Origin of the sequence: Marinitoga lauensis (genome assembly GCF_004135675.1) — a bacterium.
GTDB classification, from domain to species: Bacteria; Thermotogota; Thermotogae; order Petrotogales; family Petrotogaceae; genus Marinitoga; species Marinitoga lauensis.
Map to the genome: position 1 here is coordinate 57,031 of NZ_QHLX01000007.1, position 23,928 is coordinate 80,958.

General features: G+C 28.7%; 27 protein-coding genes, 1 tRNA gene and 3 pseudogenes. 30 read left to right on the plus strand and 1 reads right to left on the minus strand.

Annotated elements, in window-relative coordinates:
* Position 1 precedes the first annotated feature (1 nt).
* From lspA to miaB, 10 genes and pseudogenes are all read left to right on the plus strand, one after another.
* On the plus strand, positions 2 to 454 hold the full coding sequence (gene lspA / locus DJ007_RS12480) for a signal peptidase II (RefSeq protein ID WP_165974171.1): 453 nt from the start codon (positions 2 to 4) through the stop codon (positions 452 to 454).
* Positions 436 to 1,368, plus strand: a complete 933-nt coding sequence (locus DJ007_RS12485; protein WP_129409882.1) for an RluA family pseudouridine synthase — start codon at positions 436 to 438, stop codon at positions 1,366 to 1,368. Before lspA ends, DJ007_RS12485 begins: the two co-directional genes overlap by 19 nt.
* A 58-nt stretch (positions 1,369 to 1,426) precedes the next feature.
* Positions 1,427 to 1,981 carry a YceD family protein gene (locus DJ007_RS12490; protein WP_129409883.1) on the plus strand — a complete coding sequence of 185 codons (555 nt, stop codon included), beginning with the start codon at positions 1,427 to 1,429 and terminating at the stop codon, positions 1,979 to 1,981.
* Between the two features lie 22 nt (positions 1,982 to 2,003).
* A pseudogene (gene rpmF / locus DJ007_RS12495) lies at positions 2,004 to 2,188 on the plus strand (50S ribosomal protein L32).
* Positions 2,189 to 2,190: 2 nt separating this feature from the next.
* Positions 2,191 to 2,328 carry a hypothetical protein gene (locus DJ007_RS18270; protein WP_240739609.1) on the plus strand — a complete coding sequence of 46 codons (138 nt, stop codon included), beginning with the start codon at positions 2,191 to 2,193 and terminating at the stop codon, positions 2,326 to 2,328.
* 41 nt (positions 2,329 to 2,369) lie between these two features.
* Positions 2,370 to 3,182, plus strand: a complete 813-nt coding sequence (gene plsX, locus DJ007_RS12500; RefSeq protein WP_240739627.1) for a phosphate acyltransferase PlsX — start codon at positions 2,370 to 2,372, stop codon at positions 3,180 to 3,182.
* A gap of 12 nt (positions 3,183 to 3,194) precedes the next feature.
* A complete protein-coding gene (gene glmS, locus DJ007_RS12505) occupies positions 3,195 to 5,021 on the plus strand; it encodes a glutamine--fructose-6-phosphate transaminase (isomerizing) (RefSeq protein WP_129409884.1) in 1,827 nt (608 codons plus the stop codon).
* A 15-nt stretch (positions 5,022 to 5,036) separates the two neighbouring features.
* Positions 5,037 to 5,405 (plus strand): ribosome silencing factor, encoded by a 369-nt coding sequence (gene rsfS, locus DJ007_RS12510; RefSeq protein WP_129409885.1) that lies wholly within the window; start codon positions 5,037 to 5,039, stop codon positions 5,403 to 5,405.
* 94 nt (positions 5,406 to 5,499) lie between these two features.
* Positions 5,500 to 6,306: a 30S ribosomal protein S2 gene (gene rpsB, locus DJ007_RS12515; protein WP_129409886.1), complete on the plus strand. Its 807-nt coding sequence runs from the start codon at positions 5,500 to 5,502 to the stop codon at positions 6,304 to 6,306.
* Positions 6,307 to 6,363: 57 nt separating this feature from the next.
* Entirely contained in the window at positions 6,364 to 7,713 is a 1,350-nt protein-coding gene (miaB, locus tag DJ007_RS12520) for a tRNA (N6-isopentenyl adenosine(37)-C2)-methylthiotransferase MiaB (protein WP_129409887.1), read from the plus strand.
* 42 nt (positions 7,714 to 7,755) lie between these two features.
* On the opposite strand, the gene DJ007_RS12525 is transcribed toward miaB, so the two are convergent.
* A complete protein-coding gene (locus DJ007_RS12525; RefSeq protein WP_129409888.1) occupies positions 7,756 to 8,646 on the minus strand; it encodes an HD-GYP domain-containing protein in 891 nt (296 codons plus the stop codon).
* Positions 8,647 to 8,742: 96 nt separating this feature from the next.
* Here DJ007_RS12525 and DJ007_RS12530 point away from each other — a divergent pair.
* The 20 genes and pseudogenes from DJ007_RS12530 to DJ007_RS20575 all read left to right on the plus strand — a co-directional run bounded on the left by DJ007_RS12530 (position 8,743) and on the right by DJ007_RS20575 (position 23,831).
* Positions 8,743 to 8,817, plus strand: a tRNA-Thr gene (locus tag DJ007_RS12530).
* Positions 8,818 to 8,964: 147 nt separating this feature from the next.
* The gene (gene tilS, locus DJ007_RS12535) at positions 8,965 to 9,915 is read left to right on the plus strand and encodes a tRNA lysidine(34) synthetase TilS (RefSeq protein WP_129409889.1); all 951 of its coding nucleotides are present in this window, start codon (positions 8,965 to 8,967) and stop codon (positions 9,913 to 9,915) included.
* Complete coding sequence (gene ftsH, locus DJ007_RS12540) at positions 9,902 to 11,791, plus strand: ATP-dependent zinc metalloprotease FtsH (RefSeq protein ID WP_129409890.1); 1,890 nt, start codon at positions 9,902 to 9,904, stop codon at positions 11,789 to 11,791. The genes tilS and ftsH overlap by 14 nt, the downstream gene beginning before the upstream one ends.
* Positions 11,763 to 12,188, plus strand: coding sequence for a thioesterase family protein (locus DJ007_RS12545; protein WP_165974172.1), 426 nt, complete (start codon positions 11,763 to 11,765; stop codon positions 12,186 to 12,188). The genes ftsH and DJ007_RS12545 overlap by 29 nt, the downstream gene beginning before the upstream one ends.
* A 28-nt stretch (positions 12,189 to 12,216) precedes the next feature.
* Positions 12,217 to 12,948 carry a response regulator transcription factor gene (locus DJ007_RS12550; protein ID WP_129409892.1) on the plus strand — a complete coding sequence of 244 codons (732 nt, stop codon included), beginning with the start codon at positions 12,217 to 12,219 and terminating at the stop codon, positions 12,946 to 12,948.
* 50 nt (positions 12,949 to 12,998) lie between these two features.
* On the plus strand, positions 12,999 to 14,291 hold the full coding sequence (locus DJ007_RS12555; RefSeq protein WP_129409893.1) for a sensor histidine kinase: 1,293 nt from the start codon (positions 12,999 to 13,001) through the stop codon (positions 14,289 to 14,291).
* Entirely contained in the window at positions 14,266 to 15,585 is a 1,320-nt protein-coding gene (locus tag DJ007_RS12560; RefSeq protein ID WP_129409894.1) for a thymidine phosphorylase, read from the plus strand. The genes DJ007_RS12555 and DJ007_RS12560 overlap by 26 nt, the downstream gene beginning before the upstream one ends.
* On the plus strand, positions 15,585 to 16,892 hold the full coding sequence (locus DJ007_RS12565; RefSeq protein ID WP_129409895.1) for a hypothetical protein: 1,308 nt from the start codon (positions 15,585 to 15,587) through the stop codon (positions 16,890 to 16,892). Before DJ007_RS12560 ends, DJ007_RS12565 begins: the two co-directional genes overlap by 1 nt.
* Positions 16,808 to 17,377 (plus strand): annotated as a pseudogene (locus tag DJ007_RS20560) (phosphodiester glycosidase family protein); the annotation flags it as partial. The gene DJ007_RS12565 and the pseudogene DJ007_RS20560, both read left to right, overlap by 85 nt.
* Before the next feature lie 57 nt (positions 17,378 to 17,434).
* Positions 17,435 to 19,518: pseudogene (fusA, locus tag DJ007_RS20565) on the plus strand (elongation factor G).
* A gap of 114 nt (positions 19,519 to 19,632) precedes the next feature.
* On the plus strand, positions 19,633 to 20,160 hold the full coding sequence (locus tag DJ007_RS12580) for a cob(I)yrinic acid a,c-diamide adenosyltransferase (protein WP_129409896.1): 528 nt from the start codon (positions 19,633 to 19,635) through the stop codon (positions 20,158 to 20,160).
* A 120-nt stretch (positions 20,161 to 20,280) separates the two neighbouring features.
* Entirely contained in the window at positions 20,281 to 20,445 is a 165-nt protein-coding gene (locus DJ007_RS20570; protein ID WP_368359887.1) for a hypothetical protein, read from the plus strand.
* Positions 20,446 to 20,456: 11 nt separating this feature from the next.
* Positions 20,457 to 21,020, plus strand: a complete 564-nt coding sequence (yqeK, locus tag DJ007_RS12590) for a bis(5'-nucleosyl)-tetraphosphatase (symmetrical) YqeK (protein ID WP_129409897.1) — start codon at positions 20,457 to 20,459, stop codon at positions 21,018 to 21,020.
* Positions 21,021 to 21,054: 34 nt separating this feature from the next.
* Positions 21,055 to 21,777, plus strand: coding sequence for a hypothetical protein (locus tag DJ007_RS12595; RefSeq protein WP_129409898.1), 723 nt, complete (start codon positions 21,055 to 21,057; stop codon positions 21,775 to 21,777).
* Between the two features lie 4 nt (positions 21,778 to 21,781).
* Positions 21,782 to 22,636, plus strand: coding sequence for an LCP family protein (locus DJ007_RS12600; RefSeq protein ID WP_129409899.1), 855 nt, complete (start codon positions 21,782 to 21,784; stop codon positions 22,634 to 22,636).
* A gap of 8 nt (positions 22,637 to 22,644) precedes the next feature.
* A complete protein-coding gene (locus DJ007_RS12605; RefSeq protein ID WP_129409900.1) occupies positions 22,645 to 22,965 on the plus strand; it encodes a hypothetical protein in 321 nt (106 codons plus the stop codon).
* Positions 22,962 to 23,315: a hypothetical protein gene (locus tag DJ007_RS12610; RefSeq protein ID WP_129409901.1), complete on the plus strand. Its 354-nt coding sequence runs from the start codon at positions 22,962 to 22,964 to the stop codon at positions 23,313 to 23,315. Before DJ007_RS12605 ends, DJ007_RS12610 begins: the two co-directional genes overlap by 4 nt.
* 8 nt (positions 23,316 to 23,323) lie before the next feature.
* Positions 23,324 to 23,491, plus strand: a complete 168-nt coding sequence (locus DJ007_RS14940) for a hypothetical protein (protein ID WP_165974173.1) — start codon at positions 23,324 to 23,326, stop codon at positions 23,489 to 23,491.
* Entirely contained in the window at positions 23,479 to 23,721 is a 243-nt protein-coding gene (locus DJ007_RS12615; RefSeq protein WP_129409902.1) for an ABC transporter permease family protein, read from the plus strand. The genes DJ007_RS14940 and DJ007_RS12615 overlap by 13 nt, the downstream gene beginning before the upstream one ends.
* Before the next feature lie 41 nt (positions 23,722 to 23,762).
* On the plus strand, positions 23,763 to 23,831 hold the full coding sequence (locus DJ007_RS20575; RefSeq protein ID WP_368359888.1) for a hypothetical protein: 69 nt from the start codon (positions 23,763 to 23,765) through the stop codon (positions 23,829 to 23,831).
* The last annotated feature ends 97 nt before the right edge of the window (positions 23,832 to 23,928 follow it).

Sequence of the window (23,928 nt, forward strand, 5' to 3'; positions counted from 1 at the left end):
TTTGGATTGGCTGATTCCATTTATATTAGTGCTTGATCAAATATCAAAAAAATTGGCTCAAGAATATTTAATGGGAAAAACTATACATATTATAGGGGATTTTTTAACCCTATCTTATGTAACTAATACGGGAATAGCATTTGGAATATTTCAAGGACATCCGTTTATTATGGGAATTATTGCAACTTTTGTGGTTACAATAATATATATATATAGAAAAATTCATCTTAAACAACACAAGTCTTTTTTGTTTGATTTATCAACTGTTTTTATAATAGGTGGTGCTCTTGGGAATATATATGATAGAGTAAGAATTGAATATGTTGTTGATATGTTTAGCGTTAAATATTTCTCTGTTTTTAATGTTGCAGATTCTTTTGTAACTGTAGGAGGAATCCTTTTGGCTATTTATTATTTAAAAAGGAGCAATGATCCGTGGAAGAAAACTTTTTAGTTACGAATAGAGAAAATGGTTGGAGATTGGATAAATTTGTGGTTGAAAAAGTGCCAGAATGGATTTCCAGAAGTTATGTTCAAAAAGCAATTAAGCAGGGTCAGATAATAGTAAATGGTAGTCTGAAAAAACCATCTTATAAAATAAAAAATGGTGAAATAATAACAATAGAAGTTCCTGATAAACCACCTTCAATAGAAGTTTTACCAGAAGATATACCATTGAATATTATTTACGAGGATAAAGATATAATAGTAATAAATAAACCACCTTTTATGATAGTTCATCCTGTTGTAAATAAAGTAACTGGTACATTGGTAAATGCTTTGTTATACCATTGCAATGATTTGCAAGGAATAGGTGGAGAATTAAGGCCAGGTATAGTTCATAGACTTGATAAGAATACTTCCGGGGCAATTGTTGTAGCTAAAAATGATTTGGCTCATCAATCTTTAAGTAAGCAATTTAAAGATAGAAAAACAAAAAAAACTTATATAGCTTTGGTAAAAGGTATTTTAAAAAATAAACATGGAGAAATAAATGCTCCATTAGCCAGACATCCAAAAATTAAAATAAAAATGGCGGTTGTTCCAGGTGGAAAAGAATCGGTTACATTATATAGAATAATAAAAGAATTCAGAGAGAAGGCTTCATTAGCCTGGATTAATTTAAAAACAGGAAGAACTCATCAGATCAGGGTTCATTTTAAATATATAGGACATCCGTTATTAGGTGACGATGTATATGGGAGGTCATCAGAAGATTATAAGTATGGTATTGAAAGACAGATGTTGCATGCATTAAAATTAGGGTTATTTCATCCTAGAACTAATGAATGGATGGAGTTTATAGCTCCTATTCCAGAGGATTTTAAAAAAGCAATGGTGAATTTGGAAAAAATAACAGAAAATTAACATAGTCTTGTTATATATTAAAAAATATTGTCGTAAAATAAAGCGCGAGGTGTTTTACATGTCTAATGATAAATTAAGAGATACTAAATTGATATATGATTTAGATAAGATTGAGGAAAAGGAGTCTTTTGCCTTTAAGTTAGAATGGCAAGAGATAGATACACCTGAAGGAATATTCAATATAGTTTCTCCGGTAGATATAGAATTTGAAATAGAAAAAAATTCCGAAGGTTTTATTTTGAGAGGAAAAGTTGAAACTATTGTGGAATTAGTTTGTTCAAGATGCTTAAAAAAATATAATGAAAAAATAAAAGGTGAGATTGAAGCTTATTATATAAATAAAAGATTTTTTGATTTATATACAAAAAGTGAAAAGCTGGAGTCCCTGGATAATATAATTTTCTTTTCAGAAAACAAAGTGGATATTACAGATAGGATTATCGAATCCATATTGATGGAAATTCCAGATAAACCATTATGTAAAAAAGATTGTAAGGGATTATGTCCGATCTGTGGAATAGATTTGAATGAAAATCCAGATCATAAACATGAGGAAGAATATATAGATCCAAGGTTTGAAAAATTATTGGATATATTTAATGATGAAAAATAATAAATTTTAGGAGGGATTATAAATGGCTGTACCTAAGCAAAAAACATCAAGAGCAAGAACACACAGAAGAAGAGCAGCAAATTTATACAAAGCAATAAAGGTGAATGTTACAAAATGTCCTAATTGTGGAGAACCAAAACTCCCCATAGAGTATGTTTAAATTGTGGATACTATAATGGAAAGCAAATTTTGGAAATAGGTGAATAATAATGCCTGAAAAAGCCAGAATCGGCTTGGATTTATTTGGAGGAGATAACGCGCCCAGATCGAATTTAGAGGGCGCGATTTTTGCATTAAAAAACAATTTTATTGAAGAATTGTATTTAATTGGGGAGAAGAAGGTTTAAGAAAAAAGATACCACAAGATTTACATTCGAGAATTAAATTTATCAAAGCAGAAAATGTTGTAGATAATCATACAAAACCAACAGAAGTTTTAAGGTTGAAAAATAGTTCTATTTATATAGGGACAGAAATGATGAAAAATAGTCAATTAGATGCGTTTGTAAGTGCAGGTAGTACGGGCGCGCTGCTTGCAGCAGGAACATTTGTTACAGGTAGAATTAAAGGTATAGATAGACCCGCTTTAGTTATACCATTACCTGGTAAAGGCGGTAAACCAAGAGTATTAGTTGATGGAGGAGCTAATGCTGAATTAAAACCTGCTCATTTTATATCTCTTGCAAAAGAAGGAATAGCTTTTGCAAAATTTCTTGGCATAAAAGAACCAAAAATACATATATTAAATATAGGAACTGAGGAAAGTAAAGGCACAAAACTTGTAAAAGAAGCTGCAGAATACCTTAAGAATGACAAAAATATAAATTATACAGGATTTGTTGAAGGAAGAGATATTTTTGAAAAAGAAATAGACGTTATTGTTACAGATGGTTTTACAGGAAACAATACATTAAAAACAATAGAAGGAACTGCATATTATATTCTTTCTGAATTAAAAGAAAAAATTTCTAATGGTGGAATATTTGCTAAGTTGGGAGCACTTTTAATGAAAAAATCATTAAAAGGTTTAAAATCAAGCCTTGATTATAGACAATATGGTGGAACATTTTTTCTTGGAATCAATGGGATTCTTGTAAAAGCTCATGGTTCATCTGATAGTGAAGCAATTTCGAATGCTCTTAAAGTTGCAAATAAGGCAGTTGAAGAAAAGATAATTGATAGGATAAAAGAATTATTGTAGGAGGTAAATACAATGTGTGGAATTGTGGGATTGGTAGGGAAAAAAGAAGTAAAGGTAAAAGATATAGTTAATGGATTACAAAAATTAGAGTACAGAGGCTATGATTCAGCGGGGATAGCATTTTCACAAAATAATCATGTAGAATTGATAAAAACTACAGGAAAGATAGCAAATTTAAGGGAAGAGTTGAACAATGAAATGGAAAAAGAAATAAAGATAGGAATTGCACATACAAGATGGGCAACGCATGGAGGAGTCACAGAGTTAAATGCACATCCGCATACAGATTGTACAGGTAAAATAGCGTTAGTGCATAATGGAATAATAGAAAACTTTCAAGAGTTGAGGAAAGAGTTAATAGAAAAAGGACATAATTTTAAATCAGAAACAGACACAGAAGTAATAGCGCATTTAGTAGAAGAATATTATGAAGGAGATTTATTCAAGGCGGTATTGAAGACAATAAAAAGATTAGATGGAGCATATGCAATAGGAGTAATACATATCGATGAAAAGAAAATAGTTTCAGTAAGAAAAGGAAGTCCATTGGTGGTAGCGTATAATGAAGATTATGCATTATTAGCATCAGATATAACACCAATAATAAAATATACGAAAGATGTATATTTTATGAATGACAATGAAATGGCGGTATTGGAACCTGGGGAAATAGAGTTTTATAATATAAATGGTGAAAAAATAGAAAAAAAATCAGTACATATAGATTGGGACGAACAGGCAGCAGAAAAAGGTGGATATGATCACTTTATGTTAAAAGAAATAAATGAACAACCAGAAGCATTAAAATCAGCAATAACTGGAAGGATAAAAAATGGCGAACCGATAATATCAGAAATAGATAATCTAAAAGAATTTATAAAAAATGAATTAAAGAAGATATTTATAGTAGCCTGTGGAACAAGTTATCATGCAGGATTAACCTTTAAATATTTCATGAACAGATATTCAAAAATAAATGTAGATATAGAAGTTGCATCAGAATTTAGGTATATGAATCCACATGTAGATAAAAACACATTAGTACTTGCAATATCACAATCAGGAGAAACAATAGATACATTAGAAGGAATAAGAATAGCAAAAGAAAAAGGAGCAAAAGTAATAACAATAAGTAATGTATACGGTTCAACAATACCAAGAGAGTCACATGGAGCAATATATATGAACACAGGACCGGAAATAGGAGTAGCGGCGACAAAGACATACACAGCGCAAATAGGAATATTATATGCATTAGGAGCAAAAATAATAGAACTAACAGAAGGAATAAATGAAGAAATAAAAGAGATATTAAAAGGTATAGAAAAGATGCCAGAAATATATAAAGAAGTATTAAAACTAAACGAAAAAATAAAAGAATTAGCAAGAGAATATGCAAATTATCAACATATGATGTATATAGGAAGGGGCTTTGGATATCCAACAGCATTAGAAGGAGCATTAAAGTTAAAAGAAATCAGTTACATACACGCAGCGGGATATCAGGCAGGAGAATTAAAACATGGACCAATAGCATTATTAGATGAACAATTTCCCGTATTTGCAATAATACCAAGGGATTCATTATATGAAAAGATGAAATCAAACCTAATGGAATCAAGAGCAAGAAATGCAAATATAATAGCAATAACAACAGAAAAAAACGAAGAAATAAAACAATTAACGAATGAATATATAATGATACCAGAGGCACATGAAGCATTATATCCATTAGTAATGGCGCCGGTAATACAATTGTTTTCATACAATGTAGCAGTATTGAGAAAACTCGATCCGGATAAACCGAGAAATTTGGCGAAAAGTGTTACAGTGGAGTAATGGAGGTGAAAATTAGTGAATATAAAATCAGAAGAGGAGATTTTTGAATTAACAAAAGAAATAGTGAAAGTATTGGATGAAAAAGATGGTATTGATATTAAGATTTTAAATATGAAAGAATCTCCATTATTAGTAGATTATTTTATTATTGCTACGGGTAATTCTGAAACGCATTTAAATGCTTTAAGAGATACAGTCGTAGAAAAATTTAAAGAAAAAGGTCACGAATTATTATATTATGATAAAGATAAAGGTTATGAATGGTTAATAATTGATGGTGGAAGTATAGTTGTTCATCTATTTACTGAAAATGCAAGGGATTTTTATGATTTAGAAGGTTTATGGAGTGAAGTAGAGAGAATTAATATTGAGGAATTAAAATAAAACCTCACACACCGTTATGCAGTTTCCTCGGTGCCTGCAATAGGTCGGAAACGTAGGGCGGTGGAGGTAAAAACCAAAAACTGGAGGTGTTGGTATGTCAGTTATCAGTATGAAACAACTTTTAGAAGCAGGTGTTCACTTTGGGCATAGAACAAGAAGATGGAACCCAAAGATGAAACCATATATTTTTACAGAAAGAAAAGGTATTTACATTATTGATTTACAAAAATCTTTAAAAGCGGTAGAAGAAGCATATGAATTTGTTAGAGATCAGGCAGCAGAAGGTAAAGTGATCTTATTTGTTGGAACGAAAAAACAGGCACAGCAAATTATTGCTGATGAAGCAAAAAGAGCAGGAGCATATTATGTAAATAACAGATGGTTGGGTGGATTATTAACAAACTTCCCAACAATCAAAAAAAGAATTAAAAAGTTAGAAGAATTAGATGAATTTGTAAATTCAGAAGAATTTGAAAAATTACCTAAAAAAGAACAAAGTAAAATTAAAAAGATGTACGAAAAATTAGACAAAAACCTTGGTGGTTTAAGAGGAATGAAAAAAATCCCGGATTTATTATTCTTAATTGATCCAAGAAAAGAACAAATAGCTGTTGCAGAAGCAAATATGTTAGGTCTTCCTGTAATTGCATTGGTAGATACAAATTGTGATCCAGATCCAATAGATATTGTAATCCCTGGAAATGATGATGCTATTAGAGCAATAAAATTAATTACTTCAAAAATTGCAGATGCATATATTGAAGGTAGAGAAGGAAGAATGGGAGAAGAACCAGTTTCATCAGAATCTGAAGAAGAAGTTATAGATGCTGTTGAAGAAGTAACAAAAGCAAAAGTAGAAGCAGAAGAAAAATATGGAGAAGTCGTTGAGGAAGAAGAGTAATTGAGAATAATAAGGGGGTATCCCCTTTTTTATTTATGAATTTTGGAGGTGAAAAAAGTGAAATTTTATATTAAAACATTTGGCTGTCAGATGAATGTAAATGAATCTGAAATTATGACAGGAGTATTGGAAAAAGAGGGCTTCGAATGGACAGAAAATCCACAAGAAGCAGATTTTATTATTTTAAACAGTTGTGCAGTAAGAGAAAAAGCAGAGCATAAGCTGTATGGAGCAATTGGTCATTATGAAAAATTAAAGAAAAAACGAGAAGATTTAGTTATAGCTGTAGGTGGATGTGTGGCAGAAAAAGAAAAGAAAAATATATTAAACAGATTTCATGGAGTAAATTTTGTTTTTGGTACAAGAAATTATATGGATATAAAGAATTTATATGATAAGGCTAAAAAAGATAAAAGATTTGCGGATTTTTCGGATAATTTTGATAAAATAACAGCAGAATTGCCAAAACATCCATATAGCAAACATCACGGATGGATAAATATTATTTATGGGTGTAATAAATACTGTACATATTGTATAGTACCATATACAAGACATTTTGAAAAGAGTAGACCCATAGAAGATATTCTCAAAGAAGTAAAATATTATAACGATAATAATTATAGAGAAATAACCTTTTTAGGTCAAAATGTTGACTCGTATGGAAAAGATTTTGGAGATAAAAAACCTAAATTAGATATATTAATACGTGAAGCATCGAAATTTAAATCTATAAAAAGAATATGGTTTTTAACTTCTTATCCAACTGATATAACCGATAAATTAATTGAAGAAGTTGCAAATAATTCTAAAGCAGCAAAAAATTTTCATTTACCTGTTCAGGCGGGAAGCAATAATATTTTAAAGAAAATGAATAGAAGATATACAAGAGAGTTTTATATCGATTTAATTGAAAAAATAAAAAATACAGTTCCTAAAGTTACTATATCTGGAGATATTATTGTAGGATTTCCAGGAGAGACAGATGAAGATTTTATGGACACTGTAGACCTGGTAAAAAAAATTAGATATGAAAGATTAAATATTGCAGAATATTCTCCAAGGGAAGGAACAATTTCAGCCAAATATTATGAAGATGATATACCAAAAAGAATAAAAAACAAAAGATTTCAATATCTTATGAATATTCAAAAACAAATTAATCATGAAGAAAATGAAAAATATTTAGATAAAATAGTTACCGTAATTCAAGAAAATAAAACTAAATCAGGAGCATATCTTGGAAGGACTATAAACAATAAAGTGGTAATCTTTGAAAGTGATGAATCTTTGATAGGTAAATTTGTAAAAATAAAAATAAATAAAATTTCAGCTGGTCCATTATATGGTGAAATTGTATCTAAAGAGAACGACAGAGTTTTTAATAAAACGGAATCTTATATTTAAAAAAACAACCTGGTATCCGTATTTGATACCAGGTTGTTTTAATTATACAAATTTTTCCTTGGATAGATAATCTTTAATAAAATTAATGAATTCTTTTCCCAGAATAGGGTCAAATTTTTTACCAAGATTAAATTCTACATACTCTATTGATTCTTCAGGAGTTAATATGCCAAAATGTTCAGATGTAGCAGTATGTGTAGCCCAGTCAAACCAATCTATAATACCTATAAATCTGGCCATATATGGTATTTCATCTCCTTTTAAATGATCAGGGTATCCCGTTCCATCCCAGTATTCATGATGTGATCTAACTACATCCATAGCATACCATAATTCTTTTCTATTTGCTAAAAAAATTGATCCAGCAACTGTATGCTCTAAATCCCATTCTTCCAGATCATAAACGCGTGTTTTTGAAAAAAGCATTAGTTGTTCTATTCCTATTCTTCCTACATCATGTAACATAGCTAAATCATAAATAAGCTTTATTTTATCTTCGGACCATTTTAAATATTCAGCAAATTTTTTAGAATAAAATGCAACTCTTTGTGTATGACTCATACTGTTTCTTTTATCTTCTACTTCAAATAAAACTATTAAGTTTTTTATAAATTCAGCTACTTCTTTTCTTTTATCTTCCAATAAATATAAAAGCTCAAAAGGTTTTTCGCCAAAAATTTTGGATAATAATTTTAATAAAATAATTTGAAAATTCTCGCTGGAAAATTCGCATACAAAAAGATTATGATTATTTTCAATTAAATTTAGTTGTTCATTTTTTAATAAAATATAAGTTTTACTTGTTTCTTCGTGTTTATTTGAAATCACTATTTCAGCGGTATTTATATTGGGCACATATTCAAATAAAAAAATGTTTAGTAATTCCTTAGATAAATTGGTAGAATCATAAATTTTAATTTTATTAAATGACATAAAAAAATCCCTCCTTTCTCAAAATTATACCATAAAAATTTAAAAAAGTCTTGACATTTTTAAATTAAAAATATATAATATCTTGTGTTGCATTATGCCGGTGTAGCTCAACGGTAGAGCGGCTCATTCGTAATGAGTAGGTTGGGGGTTCGATTCCCTTCACCGGCTCCAGAACTTTTGCTTCACAAAAATTTTAAGATATTTTTGGTAAAAATATTAAACTAAAATTCTCCTTTCAGGAGAATTTTTTTATTTGTTGATGTTTTTAAAATAAATAAAGAAAATATGTTATAATTATTTAAGATAGGAGATGTAAAGATGAAATTAGAATATGAGGTGTTAAGATTTATAAGAAAATATAATATGTATGAAGAAGGGGATAGGGTATTATTAGGAGTTTCTGGTGGAAGAGACTCCATGGTAATGATGGATATATTATTTAAACTTAAAGATAATCTAAGCATTTCTCTGGGGGTAGCACATTTTAATCATTCCTTAAGAGATACAGCGGATGAAGAAGAAAAATTTGTAGAAAAAGAATGTAGAAAGAGGAGTATCCCATTTTATTCAAAAAAAATGGATGTAAAAACTTATGCTATAACAAACAAGTTAGGAATTGAAGAAGCAGCAAGAAAATTAAGATATGAATTTTTTAATGAAATTTTAGAAGCAAAAAAATATAATAAAATAGCTATTGCACATTATTCAAGAGACTTATCGGAAACTGTAATATATAGATTAACTAAGGGAACGGGTATTTTTGGAATTGCTGGTATACTACCAATATACAAAAATGTTACAAGACCGATATTAAGTTTAAATTTTGAAAATCTGGAAAAATATGTTACAATTAACAATGTTAAATATGTTATCGATGAATCGAATTATGATACAAAATATGCAAGGAATAAAATAAGGCATGAAATATTACCTAAGCTATGTGAAATAAACGAAAAATATGAAGATGCTATTTTCAGATTTGCAGAGATAAGCTGGGAGTATAGAGCTTTTCTTAATAGTATATATGAAGAGCGTGTTTGGGTTGAGGATAATGTGTATAAATTTATGTTAAAAAGCGATTATTTAGATAAAGAAATATTAAGAATGATTTTTTTAAATTTAAATGAATTGCCACCATCAAAAAAAGAAGTTGAAAAAATATTATGTATGAAGTCAAAAGGTAAAAGGAAAATTAATAATATATTGTTAAAAAAAGAAAAAAATATGCTTTATATATCAAAGGAGGTAAATTCTCTTGGCGGAAAATAAAGGACCAAATAGCAATAATAGAAAAAGATTACTTGGAATTGTTGCTGTTTACTTTGTTATAGGACTTATAATATTTTTTATTATAAGAGGAATGACAGTAGACACATCGAGTTTAACCATTAGTTATACAGAATTTGTTGATTTAGTTAATCGTGGAAAGATTTCAAAAGTTTTAGTGAAGGACACCGGTAGTATTAATGTGAAAACTATAGATGGACAAACATACGAATTATTTGCGCCTGTAATATTAAGAGATGCTAATTTTGTTGATAAATTAATAGAAAAAAACATAGAGGTAGATTTTAAGCAAGATGTTACATCGGGTTGGTTATATGGTATTTTAAGTTATGTTATTCCATTTATTATTTTGATATTCTTATGGATGATGATGTTAAGACCATTAACAGGTCGGGGACCGCAGGGAATGAATTTCACAAAAAGTCCTGCAAGGAAATATGATCCTGAAAAGGAAAAAATAACCTTTAATGACGTTGCAGGGGTTGATGAAGCTAAAGAAGAATTAATAGATATAGTGAAATTCTTAAAAAATCCACAGGCATTTAATAAAATGGGAGCTAGAATGCCAAAAGGTATTTTGTTAGTGGGACCTCCTGGTACAGGTAAAACTTTAATTGCCAGAGCAGTTGCTGGAGAAGCAAAAGTGCCGTTCTTTTATATTAGTGGATCTGATTTTGTTGAATTGTTTGTTGGTGTGGGAGCTGCAAGAGTTAGAGATTTATTTGCACAGGCCAAGGCTAATGCCCCTGCCATAATATTTATTGATGAAATTGATGCAGTTGGAAGACAAAGAGGGGCTGGATTAGGTGGAGGACATGATGAAAGAGAGCAAACATTAAACCAATTACTTGTTGAAATGGATGGGTTTGATCCAAGGGTTGGTATTATTGTAATGGCTGCAACTAATAGGCCGGATATACTTGATAAAGCTTTATTAAGACCTGGTAGATTTGATAAGAAGGTTATACTTGATATGCCAGATGTTAAAGGTAGAGAACAAATATTGAAAATACATATGAGAGGTAAACCAATATCACCAAATGTAGATGTTGAAGTATTAGCTCGAAGAACACCGGGTTTTTCAGGTGCAGATCTCGAAAACTTAATAAATGAAGCTGCATTGCTCTCTGCAAGAAAAGATAAAAAAATTATTGAAATGAATGAATTAGAAGAAGCAATAGATAGGGTTATAGCGGGGCCAGCGAGAAAAAGTAGAGTAATTTCAGAAAAAACAAGAAAGATTATTGCTTATCATGAATTGGGACATGCGATTGTTGGTTCATTATTGCCTAATGCAGATCCTGTTCATAAGGTTACCATTGTCCCAAGAGGGCATCAAGCGTTAGGATTTACATTACAATTGCCTTTAGAAGATAAATATTTGATGACTAAAGAAGAAATATTGGATAGAATAACAGGAATTTTGGGTGGTAGAGCAGCAGAAGAACTTGTATTTAATCAGATAACCAGTGGGGCTGCAAATGATTTACAAAAAGCCACTGAATATGCAAGGATTATGATATTGAAGTTTGGTATGAGTGAAAGATTGGGTCCAATAGCCTGGGGAGCTGAAGAAGAAGAAGTATTTCTTGGAAAAGAATTAGCAAAAATGAAAAATTATAGTGAAGAGACTGCTAATGAAATAGATAATGAAATAAAGAGAATTATAATTGAGTCATATGAAAAAGCAAAGAGTATTTTAGAGGAAAATATAGATAAATTACATGAAATAGCCGATGTTTTACTTGAGAAAGAAACATTAAGCGGAGATGAACTAAACGAATTATTGGGCGTGAAAAAAGTTGAATCCTCAAATGAGGAGGTGGAAGATGATGGAGGTGATTTGGAAAGAAATTGAGGACCTGGTGGGGAAGGAATATAACTTTTCATTTAATGTTAATGATGAAAGTTTTTTATGGTCAGAGAAAGAAGAATATAAAGATTTTCATCTGCTATCTACAACAGCTTTATTAGAAGAAATATTCAGGGCTTCAACAGAACTATTAGAACCGTTGATTCCAGAGCATGTTGCAGTAGTTTCTTCTGCAAAGATTAACCATATTGCACCTACACCATATGGATTTAAAGTATTTATAAAATTAAAAATTGTTTATGTAAAAGAAAATAGAATCAAATTTTTAGCTGAAGTTTATGATGAAATGGAAAAGATTGCTGAGGCTGAATTTAAAAGAGTTATAGTGAATAAAAAAGCTTTAAAAAGAAAAACTAATGAAAAATCATCAAAATTAATTTAAATTGTATATTTTGAAGGGAGGAACAAAAATGGGTAAAAAAGTTATTATGATTATTGAAGATGATCCAGCTATCTCTGAAATGCTGAATTTCAATCTTACAAAAGAAGGTTATGATGTAGTTTTAGCTTCAGATGCAGATGAAGCAGTTAAAATGATTGAGGAAAAAGAGGTAGATTTCTTCATCGTAGATATTATGTTACCAGGTTCTATGGACGGTTTTGATTTTATTAGAACAGTAAAAAGCAATGAAAAGTTTAAAAACGCTCCAGTTTTAATTCTTAGTGCTAAAGATGATCCAGCAGATAAGGTTGCAGGTTTGGAATTGGGTAGTGATGATTATGTAACAAAGCCATTTAATGTAAGAGAATTAATTGCCAGAATAAAATCAATATTCAGAAGACAACAACAAGCAATGCAAATAAAAGAAGAAGGACCAAAAAAGATTATTGCTAAGGATTTAGAGATTGATACAGAAAGATATGAAGTTTTAATCAGAGGAAATCCTGTAGAATTAACACCATTAGAATTTGAATTATTAACATTCTTAGCTAAAAATGAAGGAAAAGTATTTAGTAGAGATGTTTTATTAGATAAATTATGGGGTTATGATTACTTTGGAGATACCAGAACAGTTGATGTTCATATAAGAAGATTAAGAACAAAAATAGAAGAAGACCCATCGAATCCAAAATATATTATTACAGTAAGAGGAAAAGGATATAAATTTAGAGATCCTGGAAAAGAAAAATTGGACTACTAAAAACAAAAAGCGACAGATGAGTCTGTCGCTTTTTTGAAATAGGTGATAAAATGTTTTATGCATTAATAATATTATTATTCCTAATAGTTTTTTATATTTTTTTCTCAAATTATGCGGAAATAAAAAAAGAAAATCATAAGTTAAAAAATTCTATATCCAAAGTGTTGTCTATTAGTGCTAATGACCCAGCAGTTGAATACTTGATCCATTCGTTAGAAGAGAAGATTAATAACTTAAATAAAAAAGTGCTTTTTGAAAAAATGAAAAGAAAAAATATATATTCTGTATTAAATAATATAACTGAGGCTATTATGCTTGTTTTTTATTCAGAATCTTCTGATACATTAATTTTAGATTATGCTAATAAAAGTGCTCAAAATCTTTTTATAACATCAGATTTTTTAGGAAAAACATTATCTGAGATATTAGAAGATCATAATTTAATAGATATAATACTAAAAAGTTATAGATTAGACGAAAATATCAGTGATGAAATTATAGTATATAGCCCTAAAAAGTCATTTTTTCATTGTGAGATAAAAAAGATTTTTTTAGAGTCGGAGAAAAATCAAAATTATAGGATCGTAGTATTAAGAGATATTACTAAAGAGAAAGAATTAGATCTAATGAGGAGAGAGTTTTTGACTATAATGTCCCATGAATTAAAAACACCATTAACAGTAATTCATGGCTATTCAGAAACATTATTAATGAGTAATGAAAAATTATCTCCTCAAGCTTTAAGATTTTTAAATATTATTGAAGATGAATCTTCAAGATTGACAAGACTAATAAACGATTTATTGGACATCAGCCGATTGGAAAGAAAAGATTATGAATATCAATTTAAAGAAGTGAATCTATCAAATTTATTAAAAAAGATGTACATGATTTTTAATTCTTTAACAAAGGAAATGGACATAAATATTGGTTTAGAAATTGAAGAAGATTTAACGATAATTGGTGATGAAGATAGATTAATGCAGGCGATCTATAATATTCTTGATAATGCTGTAAAATTTACCCATATAAAGGATTCTGGAAAAAAAGAAATACAAATAAGATTATATAGTGAAAATGATGAGGTTATTTTAGAAGTAGAGGATACAGGAATAGGGATTCCTGAACGTGAGAGAAATAAGATATTCAATCTCTTTTATAGAGTTGATAAATCAAGAACAAGGCAGGTTCCAGGTACAGGGCTTGGATTGTATATAGTAAAACAAATATTAGAAAAACATAGAGCATATATTGAAGTTGATAGTGAAGAGAATCAGGGAACGTTGGTAAAAATTATGTTTAAAGGGAGGAATAAGAATGAGACCGGTGGATATAATTTATAAAAAGAGAAATGGTGAAATAAATACCAAGGAAGAAATAGAATTTATGATTAACGGTTATGTGAATGGGCAAATTCCAGATTATCAAATTTCAGCATGGTTAATGGCTATTTTCTTTAATGGTATGACTAAAGAAGAAAGGTACCATTTAACTATGGTAATGAGAGATAGTGGAGATATAATTGATTTATCTGGTATAAAAGGAATAAAGATCGACAAACATTCAACTGGAGGAGTTGGAGACAAAACAACACTTGCAGTAGGCCCATTAGTTGCTTCTGCGGGATTAAAAGTATCAAAATTATCAGGTAGAGGGTTAGGTCATACAGGTGGAACTATAGATAAATTAGAAGCAATACCAGGTTTTAAGACAGCTATTTCTAAGGATGAATTTTTTAAAATTGCAAATGAGGTAGGAATGGTAGTTGCAGGTCAAACTGGTAATATTGCTCCAGCAGATAAAAAAATATATGCATTAAGGGATGTTACAGCTACAGTGGATGAAATTTCATTGATTTCAGCAAGTATTATGAGTAAAAAATTAGCTGTAGGCTCAGATGGTATTGTTTTGGATGTAAAAACTGGTAGTGGAGCTTTTATGAAAAATATTGATGATGCTATTGAATTAGCGAAATCAATGGTTGAAATTGCAGAATTAAATAATAGGAAAATTGTAGCGTTAGTTACAAACATGGATCAACCTTTAGGAGACAATGTGGGTAATTCATTAGAAGTTCTTGAAGCAATAGAAACGTTAAAAGGAAAAGGACCTAATGATTTTACCGAATTATGTATAGAATTAGGAGCAAATATGTTAGATTTATCGGGTTTATATACATATGAAGAAGCAGTAGAAGTTTTAAAAAATAATATTGCAAATGGTAAAGCTTTGGAAATCATGAGAAATTGGATTAAGGCACAGGGCGGAGATGAAAGAGTAATTGATAATCCAGGAGAAATTTTGCCTATTTCAAAAGAAATAGTAGAATTTAAAGCTGAAAAAGATGGATATATTTCTCATATAGATACAGAGAAAATAGGGATAGCTTCAATGGTTCTTGGTGCAGGAAGAAAGAAAAAAGAGGATGAAATTGATTATTCTGTTGGAATAAAGATTTTGAAAAAATTGGGAGTTAAGGTATCAGAAGGAGACACAATTGCAAAATTATATGTTTCCAGCAAAAGTAATGTAGAAGAGGCCTTGAATTTATTAAAGGAAGCATATGAAATAACAAATAATCCTCCAAAAGAAGAAAAAATGAAGTTGATATATGAGAAAATAGTAGGAGGTAAATAATGTATAAGAAATTGTTTCTTATATTAACTTTGCTGTTTTCTATATTATCTTTTTCAAATGTTTATTATATCGGTATTACAAAAGAATCCACAGAATTTACCGACATGGCGTTTTCAAATAAAATATTTGTTGATATTGAAGAGTTTGCGAAGTTTTTTAAACTTCAACAGTTCCCCTCTAAAAATATTGTTTATCTATCAAATCCAAAAAATAACGATATTTTAGAATTGGATTTAATAAAAGGAACAGCAAGAGTTAATTTTAATATTAATAGATCATATTCATCCGCTGTAATATCAAAAAACAATAAATTGTATGTATGGTTGGATGCAATTAAAGATTTTTTTGCTCTTAAATCATTTAGATTAAATAATGATGTATTTACATATAAAAGTGTTCCTAGAGTGATTAAAATAGAATATTCTTTCAATAAAATTATTTTTACGTTAAGTCATTTAATTAATAAAAAAATGCTTAAAATCGAGAAAGATGGTTTTTTAGTTTTTCCAGCGATAAATGAATTTCCAGTACCAAAAGATATTGATTATAAGGTAGTATCAGATAATATAATAAAATATACTATAAAAAATTTTGAAAGTTATGATATGACTATATCCAAGAGAAGTATTATATTTACTTTAAATGAATCCAAAATAAATACAAATGAGAGCAAAACTACTGAAAATAAAGAAAGCAATAAAACGAAGCCCAATGAAAATAATAAAAAAAATGAAGAGAGCACCCAGGCTTCTCCCTTAGAACAAAAATTAAATGAAATAAAAAAGCAGCAAAATACATATGTTGAACCATTAAAAACTGATAATAATCAAGAAAAAATAACCCTTGATACTGAATTATTAAAAGTGGAAAATAAAATGATAGATTTAAATGGGAGAATTATTCCTGTTCATATTGCAAGAGTAAATCCAAAAGAACTTGAAATAAAAGTTTTATTTAATAATTTAGGTGCTCCAGAAGATGCAGAAAAATTTTTAAATGAAACAAAGCCTCTGCTTGCAATAAATGCAGGATATTTTGATGTTTCTACGTTAGAGCCAATTGGGAAAATTATAACTGAAGGTAAAATTCAGCATATTTCTTCATATTTAAGACCATGTTTTATTATTGATAATTATAATAATCCAACAATAAAAGATGTTGTTATGGAATATAAAATATATGTAAAAGATGTTCCATTCTGGATAAAAGCAATAAACACTGCATGGAAAGGGATGTTAAACTTTATACAAGTAAATATAAGGGTAAAATTAATGAAAGTGAAGATGATTATATTTTTTTGCTTATAGAAAATGGTTATATTGTTCATATTGGTAAAGAAAGGCCACTTAAAGATCAGAGGTTGTTGCTGATTGATAAAAAATATGAAAAATATATTTCTGATATAAATGAAGGCGATGAAGTTATTTTCAATATAGATATTAATCAGAAAATATCAATAAAAGAGATGGTTGAAGGTGGACCTTTGGTAATAACCGATGATTTAATGCAAGAAGCGCTGAAAGAAGAGAAACTCGCTTATTCATCAAGCATTATTAATCGAAAAACGCCTAGAACTATGGTTGCAATTGATAACAATAATATGGTATTATTTATAGTAGTTGATGGTTATATGGAATCCAATCCTGGTATAAATTATGATGAGGCACAATTATTACTGGAAAAAATTGGAAATATAAAACAAGCAATGATGCTTGATGGAGGAAGTTCATCTATATTTTATTATAACGGCAAGATTTTAAATTATAGATCTGAAAATTGGAGAAATAAAATTCCTGCCTTTTTGGGGTATTTAAGAAAAAATAGATATTCTACAGTGGGGGTGTATTATATGGCTAATATTAAACCAGATAAAAAAAGGATAGTGGGGCTCTTTGGGCATCATGGATGTGGGAAAACCACATTGATGGATGCTATATTAAAAAATTATAGTGGAGCAGATAGAATAGGTCAAAGATATCTGGATTCTGAAGAAGTAGAAAAAGATAAGGGTTCAACATTTTCAAATCATGTAGTATCTGTTGATTATAATGATACAAGATTCTACTTCTTTGATACACCAGGTATGTCAGATTTTCTTGGTGATATTGATGTAGCAATTAATGCAGTTGATAATGTGGTATTGGTAGTAAATGCAAGTTCTGGAATTGAAGTTACAACTGAAAGGATATGGAAAATAGCAAGAGCAAATAAAAAACCTATTTTTATATTTATAAACCAAATGGATAAAGAAGGAGTAAATTTTGGTGAGTTAGTTTCATCAATAAAAGAAACATTTGAAGATGGAGTTAAAGTAGTACCACTACAGGTTCCTATTGGTGAAGGGCCAGAATTTCAAGGAATAGTTAATTTAATTACCCATGAAGCTTTTGAATATGAAATGAATCAAAGTGGGAAAGATAAAAAATTAAATACAATCCCTGAAATGTCAAAAACTTATTATGAAGATTATCATCAAGAGTTGATTGAAGATGTAGTAGAGACAAATGAGGCAATGATGGAAAAATATCTGGAAGAAGGCGAAGAAGCTTTAAATCCAGAAAATGTATTTAAAGCATTGCATCAGGCTTTTGAAGATGATGAGATTGTTCCTATTGTTGTTGGATCAGCAGAAAAAAATATAGGATTAGATCGATTTATGGAGATGATTAGGTTAGTTGGTATGTATCCTTCTGAAAGAGTATTTAAAGGTAAAATAGAAGACAAGGAATTTGAGATATTAGGCAAGGAAGAGGAACCATTTGTTGGACTTGTAGTAAAAAATGCAGTTGATCCATTTGTTGGGAAACTAACTTATATTAGAGTTTTATCTGGAACAGTGAAATCTGGAGATTCGTTTGTGGAAGTTCAGGAAGATTCCAATGAAAAAGTATCTCACATATATATTCCAAGATTCGATAAAAATGAAGAAGTTTCTGAAGCTGGTGTTGGAGATATAATTGTTGTTCCTAAACTTAAAAAGAGTAGAATAAATGATACAGTAGCACATTCTTCAAGATTGATTAGAGTTGACGTTCCGGAATTTCCAGAACCAATGATTTCAAAATCGGTGAAACCAACATCAAAAAATGAAATTGATAAGGTTAATAATGCATTATCAAAATTGCAAGAATCCGATCCAACATTTTCCTGGAATTTGATCCAGAAACGGGAGAAACAATCGTATCAGGTTTAGGAACTACACATCTTGAAATTATGATTGAGAGATTAAAGAAAACATTTAAGGTAAATGTGGAAGTAGGAAAACCGAAAATAGCATATAGAGAAACCATAAGAAGAAAAGTTGTTGCAGAATATAAGCACAAAAAACAAACAGGTGGTCATGGGCAATATGGTCATGTTAAAATAGAAATCGAGCCATTACCAAGAGGAGAAGGATATGAATTTGTTGATAAAATTGTTGGTGGAGTAATACCAAAGAACTTTATACCATCTGTAGATAAAGGGATAAAAGAAGCAATGAAAAAAGGTGTTGTTGCAGAATATCCAGTTGTAGATATAAAGGTTACATTGTTTGATGGTTCTTATCATGATGTTGATTCATCAGATATTGCATTCCAGATTGCTGCAAGACAGGCATTTAAAGATGGAATGAAAAATGCTAATCCAGTAATTCTTGAACCAATTATGAAAGTAGAGGTATTTACTCCTACAGAATATACAGGTGATGTAATGGGAGAAATTTCTTCAAAAAGAGGTAGACCTATGGGTATGCAATCAATGGGTAGAGGAATGGATAGAATAGATGCAGAAATACCTCTCGCTGAAATGTTAGACTTTTCTCCAAGATTAAGTTCTATTACGAGCGGTAAAGGATATTTTACAATGAAATTCTCAACATATCAGGAAGTAACTCCGGATATTCAGCAGAAAATTATTCAAGAAAGAGAAAGGGAAAAAGCAGAACAGGAATAATACAAGCGGTTGCTATGCAACCGCTTTTTTATTTTTTAAAATAAAAAAGTTCTTAATTTTTCACATATAAAATGGTATAATAAAATAAGAGAGAATGAACAAGGAGGAAAAACAATGTCTATAAGCACTGGTGGAGGAGATAATGGTAAAACAAGTTTATGGTCAGGAGAAAGAGTTTCTAAAGATGATTTAAGAGTGGAAGCCTATGGAACAATAGATGAATTATCCTCTTTTTTGGGAGAAGCCAAACATTATGTAAAATCATATAAAGTGAAGAATATAATAAATATTATACAAAATGATTTGTTTAAAGTTGCAGGAGAATTAGCGTCTAAAAATAGAGATTTTTTGTATAAAATAAATGCTGAAGATGTTGAAAAAATAACTCAATATGTGAAATTTTTTGAAAAGAGGATAAATTTGAAAGGATTTGTATTAACAGGTAATACAATTGAATCTGCTAAATTGGATATATGTCGAACAATTGTTAGAAGAGCGGAAAGAAGGATAGTAAGCCTTTCAAAAAAGGATAATATTTCTGAAAACCTTTTAAAATATATAAATAGATTATCAGATTTATTATTTGTTATGGCAAGGTATGAAGAATATTTAATAGATAAAATAGAATATAAAGAATGGTGATTTAATGAGAATTTTAGTAGCAACATATCAAGTAGAATTAATTAATATAAATTCTTTAAAAGAGAAAAGAAGTATAGTAAAAAAATAATTAACGATTTTAGAAAAAAATATAATATAGCAATTGTAGAAAGCGGATTTAACGACAGTAAAAAATTTTTTGAAATTACAATAGTTACGCTATCTCAAAATAAAGATTTTTTATTAAGATTTTTTGAGAAATTAGAGGATGAAATAGAATATAAATATGGACTAAGTCCTATAGTTTCTAATTATGAAATAATATAGAGGTGAAAATTTTGGAAGAAAAAATAGAAGAAATAAAAAAAATCTTGAAAAAAATGTTATCTGAAAATAGATTAAAACATATTATGGGAGTAGCGTATACCGCTAAGATGTTGGCGAATAAATATAATATAGAAGAAAAACGGGTTGAAATTGCAGCGTTAGGACATGATTTATTCAGAGATGTAAAACCATATAAATTTTTAAAAATTGCTATGGTATATGGGATAGATATATCCTATGTAGAAAAGAAACATCCTATATTATTGCATGGAAAAATATCAGCAGAATATCTAAAAAGAGAATATAATATTCCTGAAGATGTATATGAAGCTATTTATTATCATACCAGTGGATATAAGTTTTTTGGTATTGTTGGAAAAATAATATTTATATCTGACTCAATAGAACCTACCAGAAAATATGAAAATGTTGAATATTATAGAGAATTAGCTTTTTATAATTTGGAGAAAGCATATAAAGAGATTTTAAAAAATAAAGTTATCTATGCTCTTAAAAAAAATCATTTTTTATTACCAGATACAGTTGAGGCATGGAACTATAATATTATAAACTAAAAATAAACATAAAAATTTATGGAGGTGGAATAAATTGGCAGCAAGAATTCAAGTTGGAGGTAGCAGAAGATCAGGTGGAAAATGGATATGGGCAATAATACTATTAATAATTATTGTTATTATAGGTGGCATTTTTTATTTTTATAATAATTTAAAAAATACTACTGAAATGAAAGCTGAAGCAGTGAGTTATTTAATTACTTATGAAACACCTAAAAAAACAGAGTTATATTTCATTAGAATAAAAAATCAGTCAAGAAAAATTTTTGTTGTAAAAAGCCCGGATAATATTTTCTATTCAGAAAAAGGCTTGTACATTGATTCATTAAAACCAGAAGAAGCTTTAACAAACTTTGAACAAATGTTTGATATTAGTCCATCTACTATAAAATACCATTTTATTTTAAAAAGCGACAGTATTTCAAACTTTCTATCAATATTAAAAGGAACTGGGAATTCTATTGACGATGTATTTGAAATATTAAAAACCAGAAAATCAGGAATTATGGACATGTTAATATCCAATAACTTTGTAAATGAAATAAGAAAATACGGTAATACTAATTTATCTTATAATGGTGCTTTTGCTTTATTGCAAGCTTTTTCAAAATATTCAATAACGAGTTATGATAAATTGGAAATAAAAACATTATTATCAAAACCAGTTGTAATTAATTTGCCAGATTTAAAAAAACAATTAGAAAGGAATTATGTAGATAAAACAGCATTAGAATCCTTGAAAACAATTTTGGAGTGATCAAATGAAATTTTTAATGTATGTATTAGGCATTATTTTTTCTTTAATAGTAATAATGTCTATATTTTTTCCTTTTGTAAACACATATGTAAAAATGGAAAAATTACCAGATCCATACTATTTTTTGGTGTTAGGAATGGATACTACAGATGTAAATGAAAAAATCTCTCGAACTGATTCAATATTATTAGTTGGCGTTAGTGAAAAGAAAGAGAAAATTCTTGTTTTGCCTATTCCAAGAGATTTATTAATAACTGTTGATAATTCAACAATGAGGATAAATGCTGTATATGTTAAATATGGCATAAAAAAATTGAAGGAAATTATTCAAAATATATTCAGTATAAAAATATCAGATTATTTAATTTTTGATTATGGACTTTTTAAAGAAATTGGAAATATATACGCACCAGTCAAAATATACGTTTCAAAAGATATGTATTATGAAGATTACCATCAAAATTTACATATTAATTTTAAGCAGGGATATAATTATTTGAATGGTGAAGAATTATTGTATTATGCGAGATTCAGGCATGATGCATTGGGTGATTTGGGAAGAATTCAAAGGCAAAAAGATGTTTTGTTTGCTTTGATGAATGCTGCGAAAAGTTCGGGATTATCAAAAATATTATATTCTATAGATAAAGTTTTGAATAGAACGATAAATTCTTTTGATTTTGAAAAGTTGTTTTCTTTATTTGTAGTTTCTAAAAAATCTAATATAAGTTTTCTTTCTTTACCTATAAAAGTAGTTGGTGATTATGTCAAATTGGATAATAGTCAGATCAAATATATGAATAAATATTTGACCGATTTTGAAAAGCCCCAGAAAATAAAAAAATCTGGGTCACTTTAATTAATAATATGAAGAATTTTAATTTAAGCTTTTATACAGTTACAAGAAATAGATGGAAAAATTCTAATGGTTATTTAATTGAAATAGTAGATAAGTTGCCAGAAATAAATGGAATTCAGCATAATAAATCTTATTTGATAATAAAAAATAAAAAATATGAAGAAAGAATATTAAAAGAAATAAAAAATAGATATAGCAATACAGCCTTTGAAATAATCGATGCTAAACAAAACCCTGATTTATATTTTTCAATTATCAAATTTTTAAGTGATAATTTTTATAATACATTGAATTCAGATATTATTATATTAGTGGGGAAAAACTCATGAAAGATGTGTTTTTATTAATAAAAGGTTTCTTAAAAAGAAATAAAAAGCATTTCTTATTTCCATTTCTTTCTATATTTATTGGAGTGTGGGGGATGATTGTTGTTATATCGGTAATAAAAGGATTTGACAAAACTCTTATAGACTCATTAACATCATTTTATCCCCATATAATTGTATATGAAAGGGTTGATAAAAATATAAAAGATGAAAAATTTAAGATATATTTTTCATCATATCAGGGCTTTTTTAATAGGAATAAAAAAAGGATAGGGATTACGTATTGGGAAATAAATAATCTTGATTATTATGAAGATTTACTAATTGCCGGGATATCTCAGGTTGTATTATAGGAAGTGTAATGGCAGAAAATATGAACTTAAATCCTGGTGATACGTTAAATATATTTTATACAGATGGAGAAAATAAAGTTAGATTAAAAAATATAAAAATAACAGGTATATTTCACTCAGGAATATATATTATAGACTCTTCCTTTATTGTAAAAAAGAAAAGATGGAATATTTGAATTATACAGGTATATATTTAAAAAATCCAAGAAATGCCAGAAATATAAAAAAACAATATTTTAATGCTTATCTTGCAACAACATGGGAAGAACAAAATGAAAATTTTGCCAAAGCGGTTGAAATAGATTCGTATTTTGCTTTAATAATTACCTTTTTTGTGGTATTAATGAGTGGTTTTAGTATTTCTAATTCAGTTATGTATTCAATTTTTACCAGAAAAAAGAAATAGGAATATTATTTTCAATGGGAATGGAAAAAGGAAAAATATCAATGATATTTATTCTTGAGAGTCTTATAGTGGCTGTAACTGGTTTTATTTCTGGCTTATTTTTGCCCTGACAACAATTGTAATATTGGAAAAAATAAATATAAAACTACCTTCTGGGTATTTTATATAGACAAAATTCCTTTTTATATTTCATTTGATGATATAATT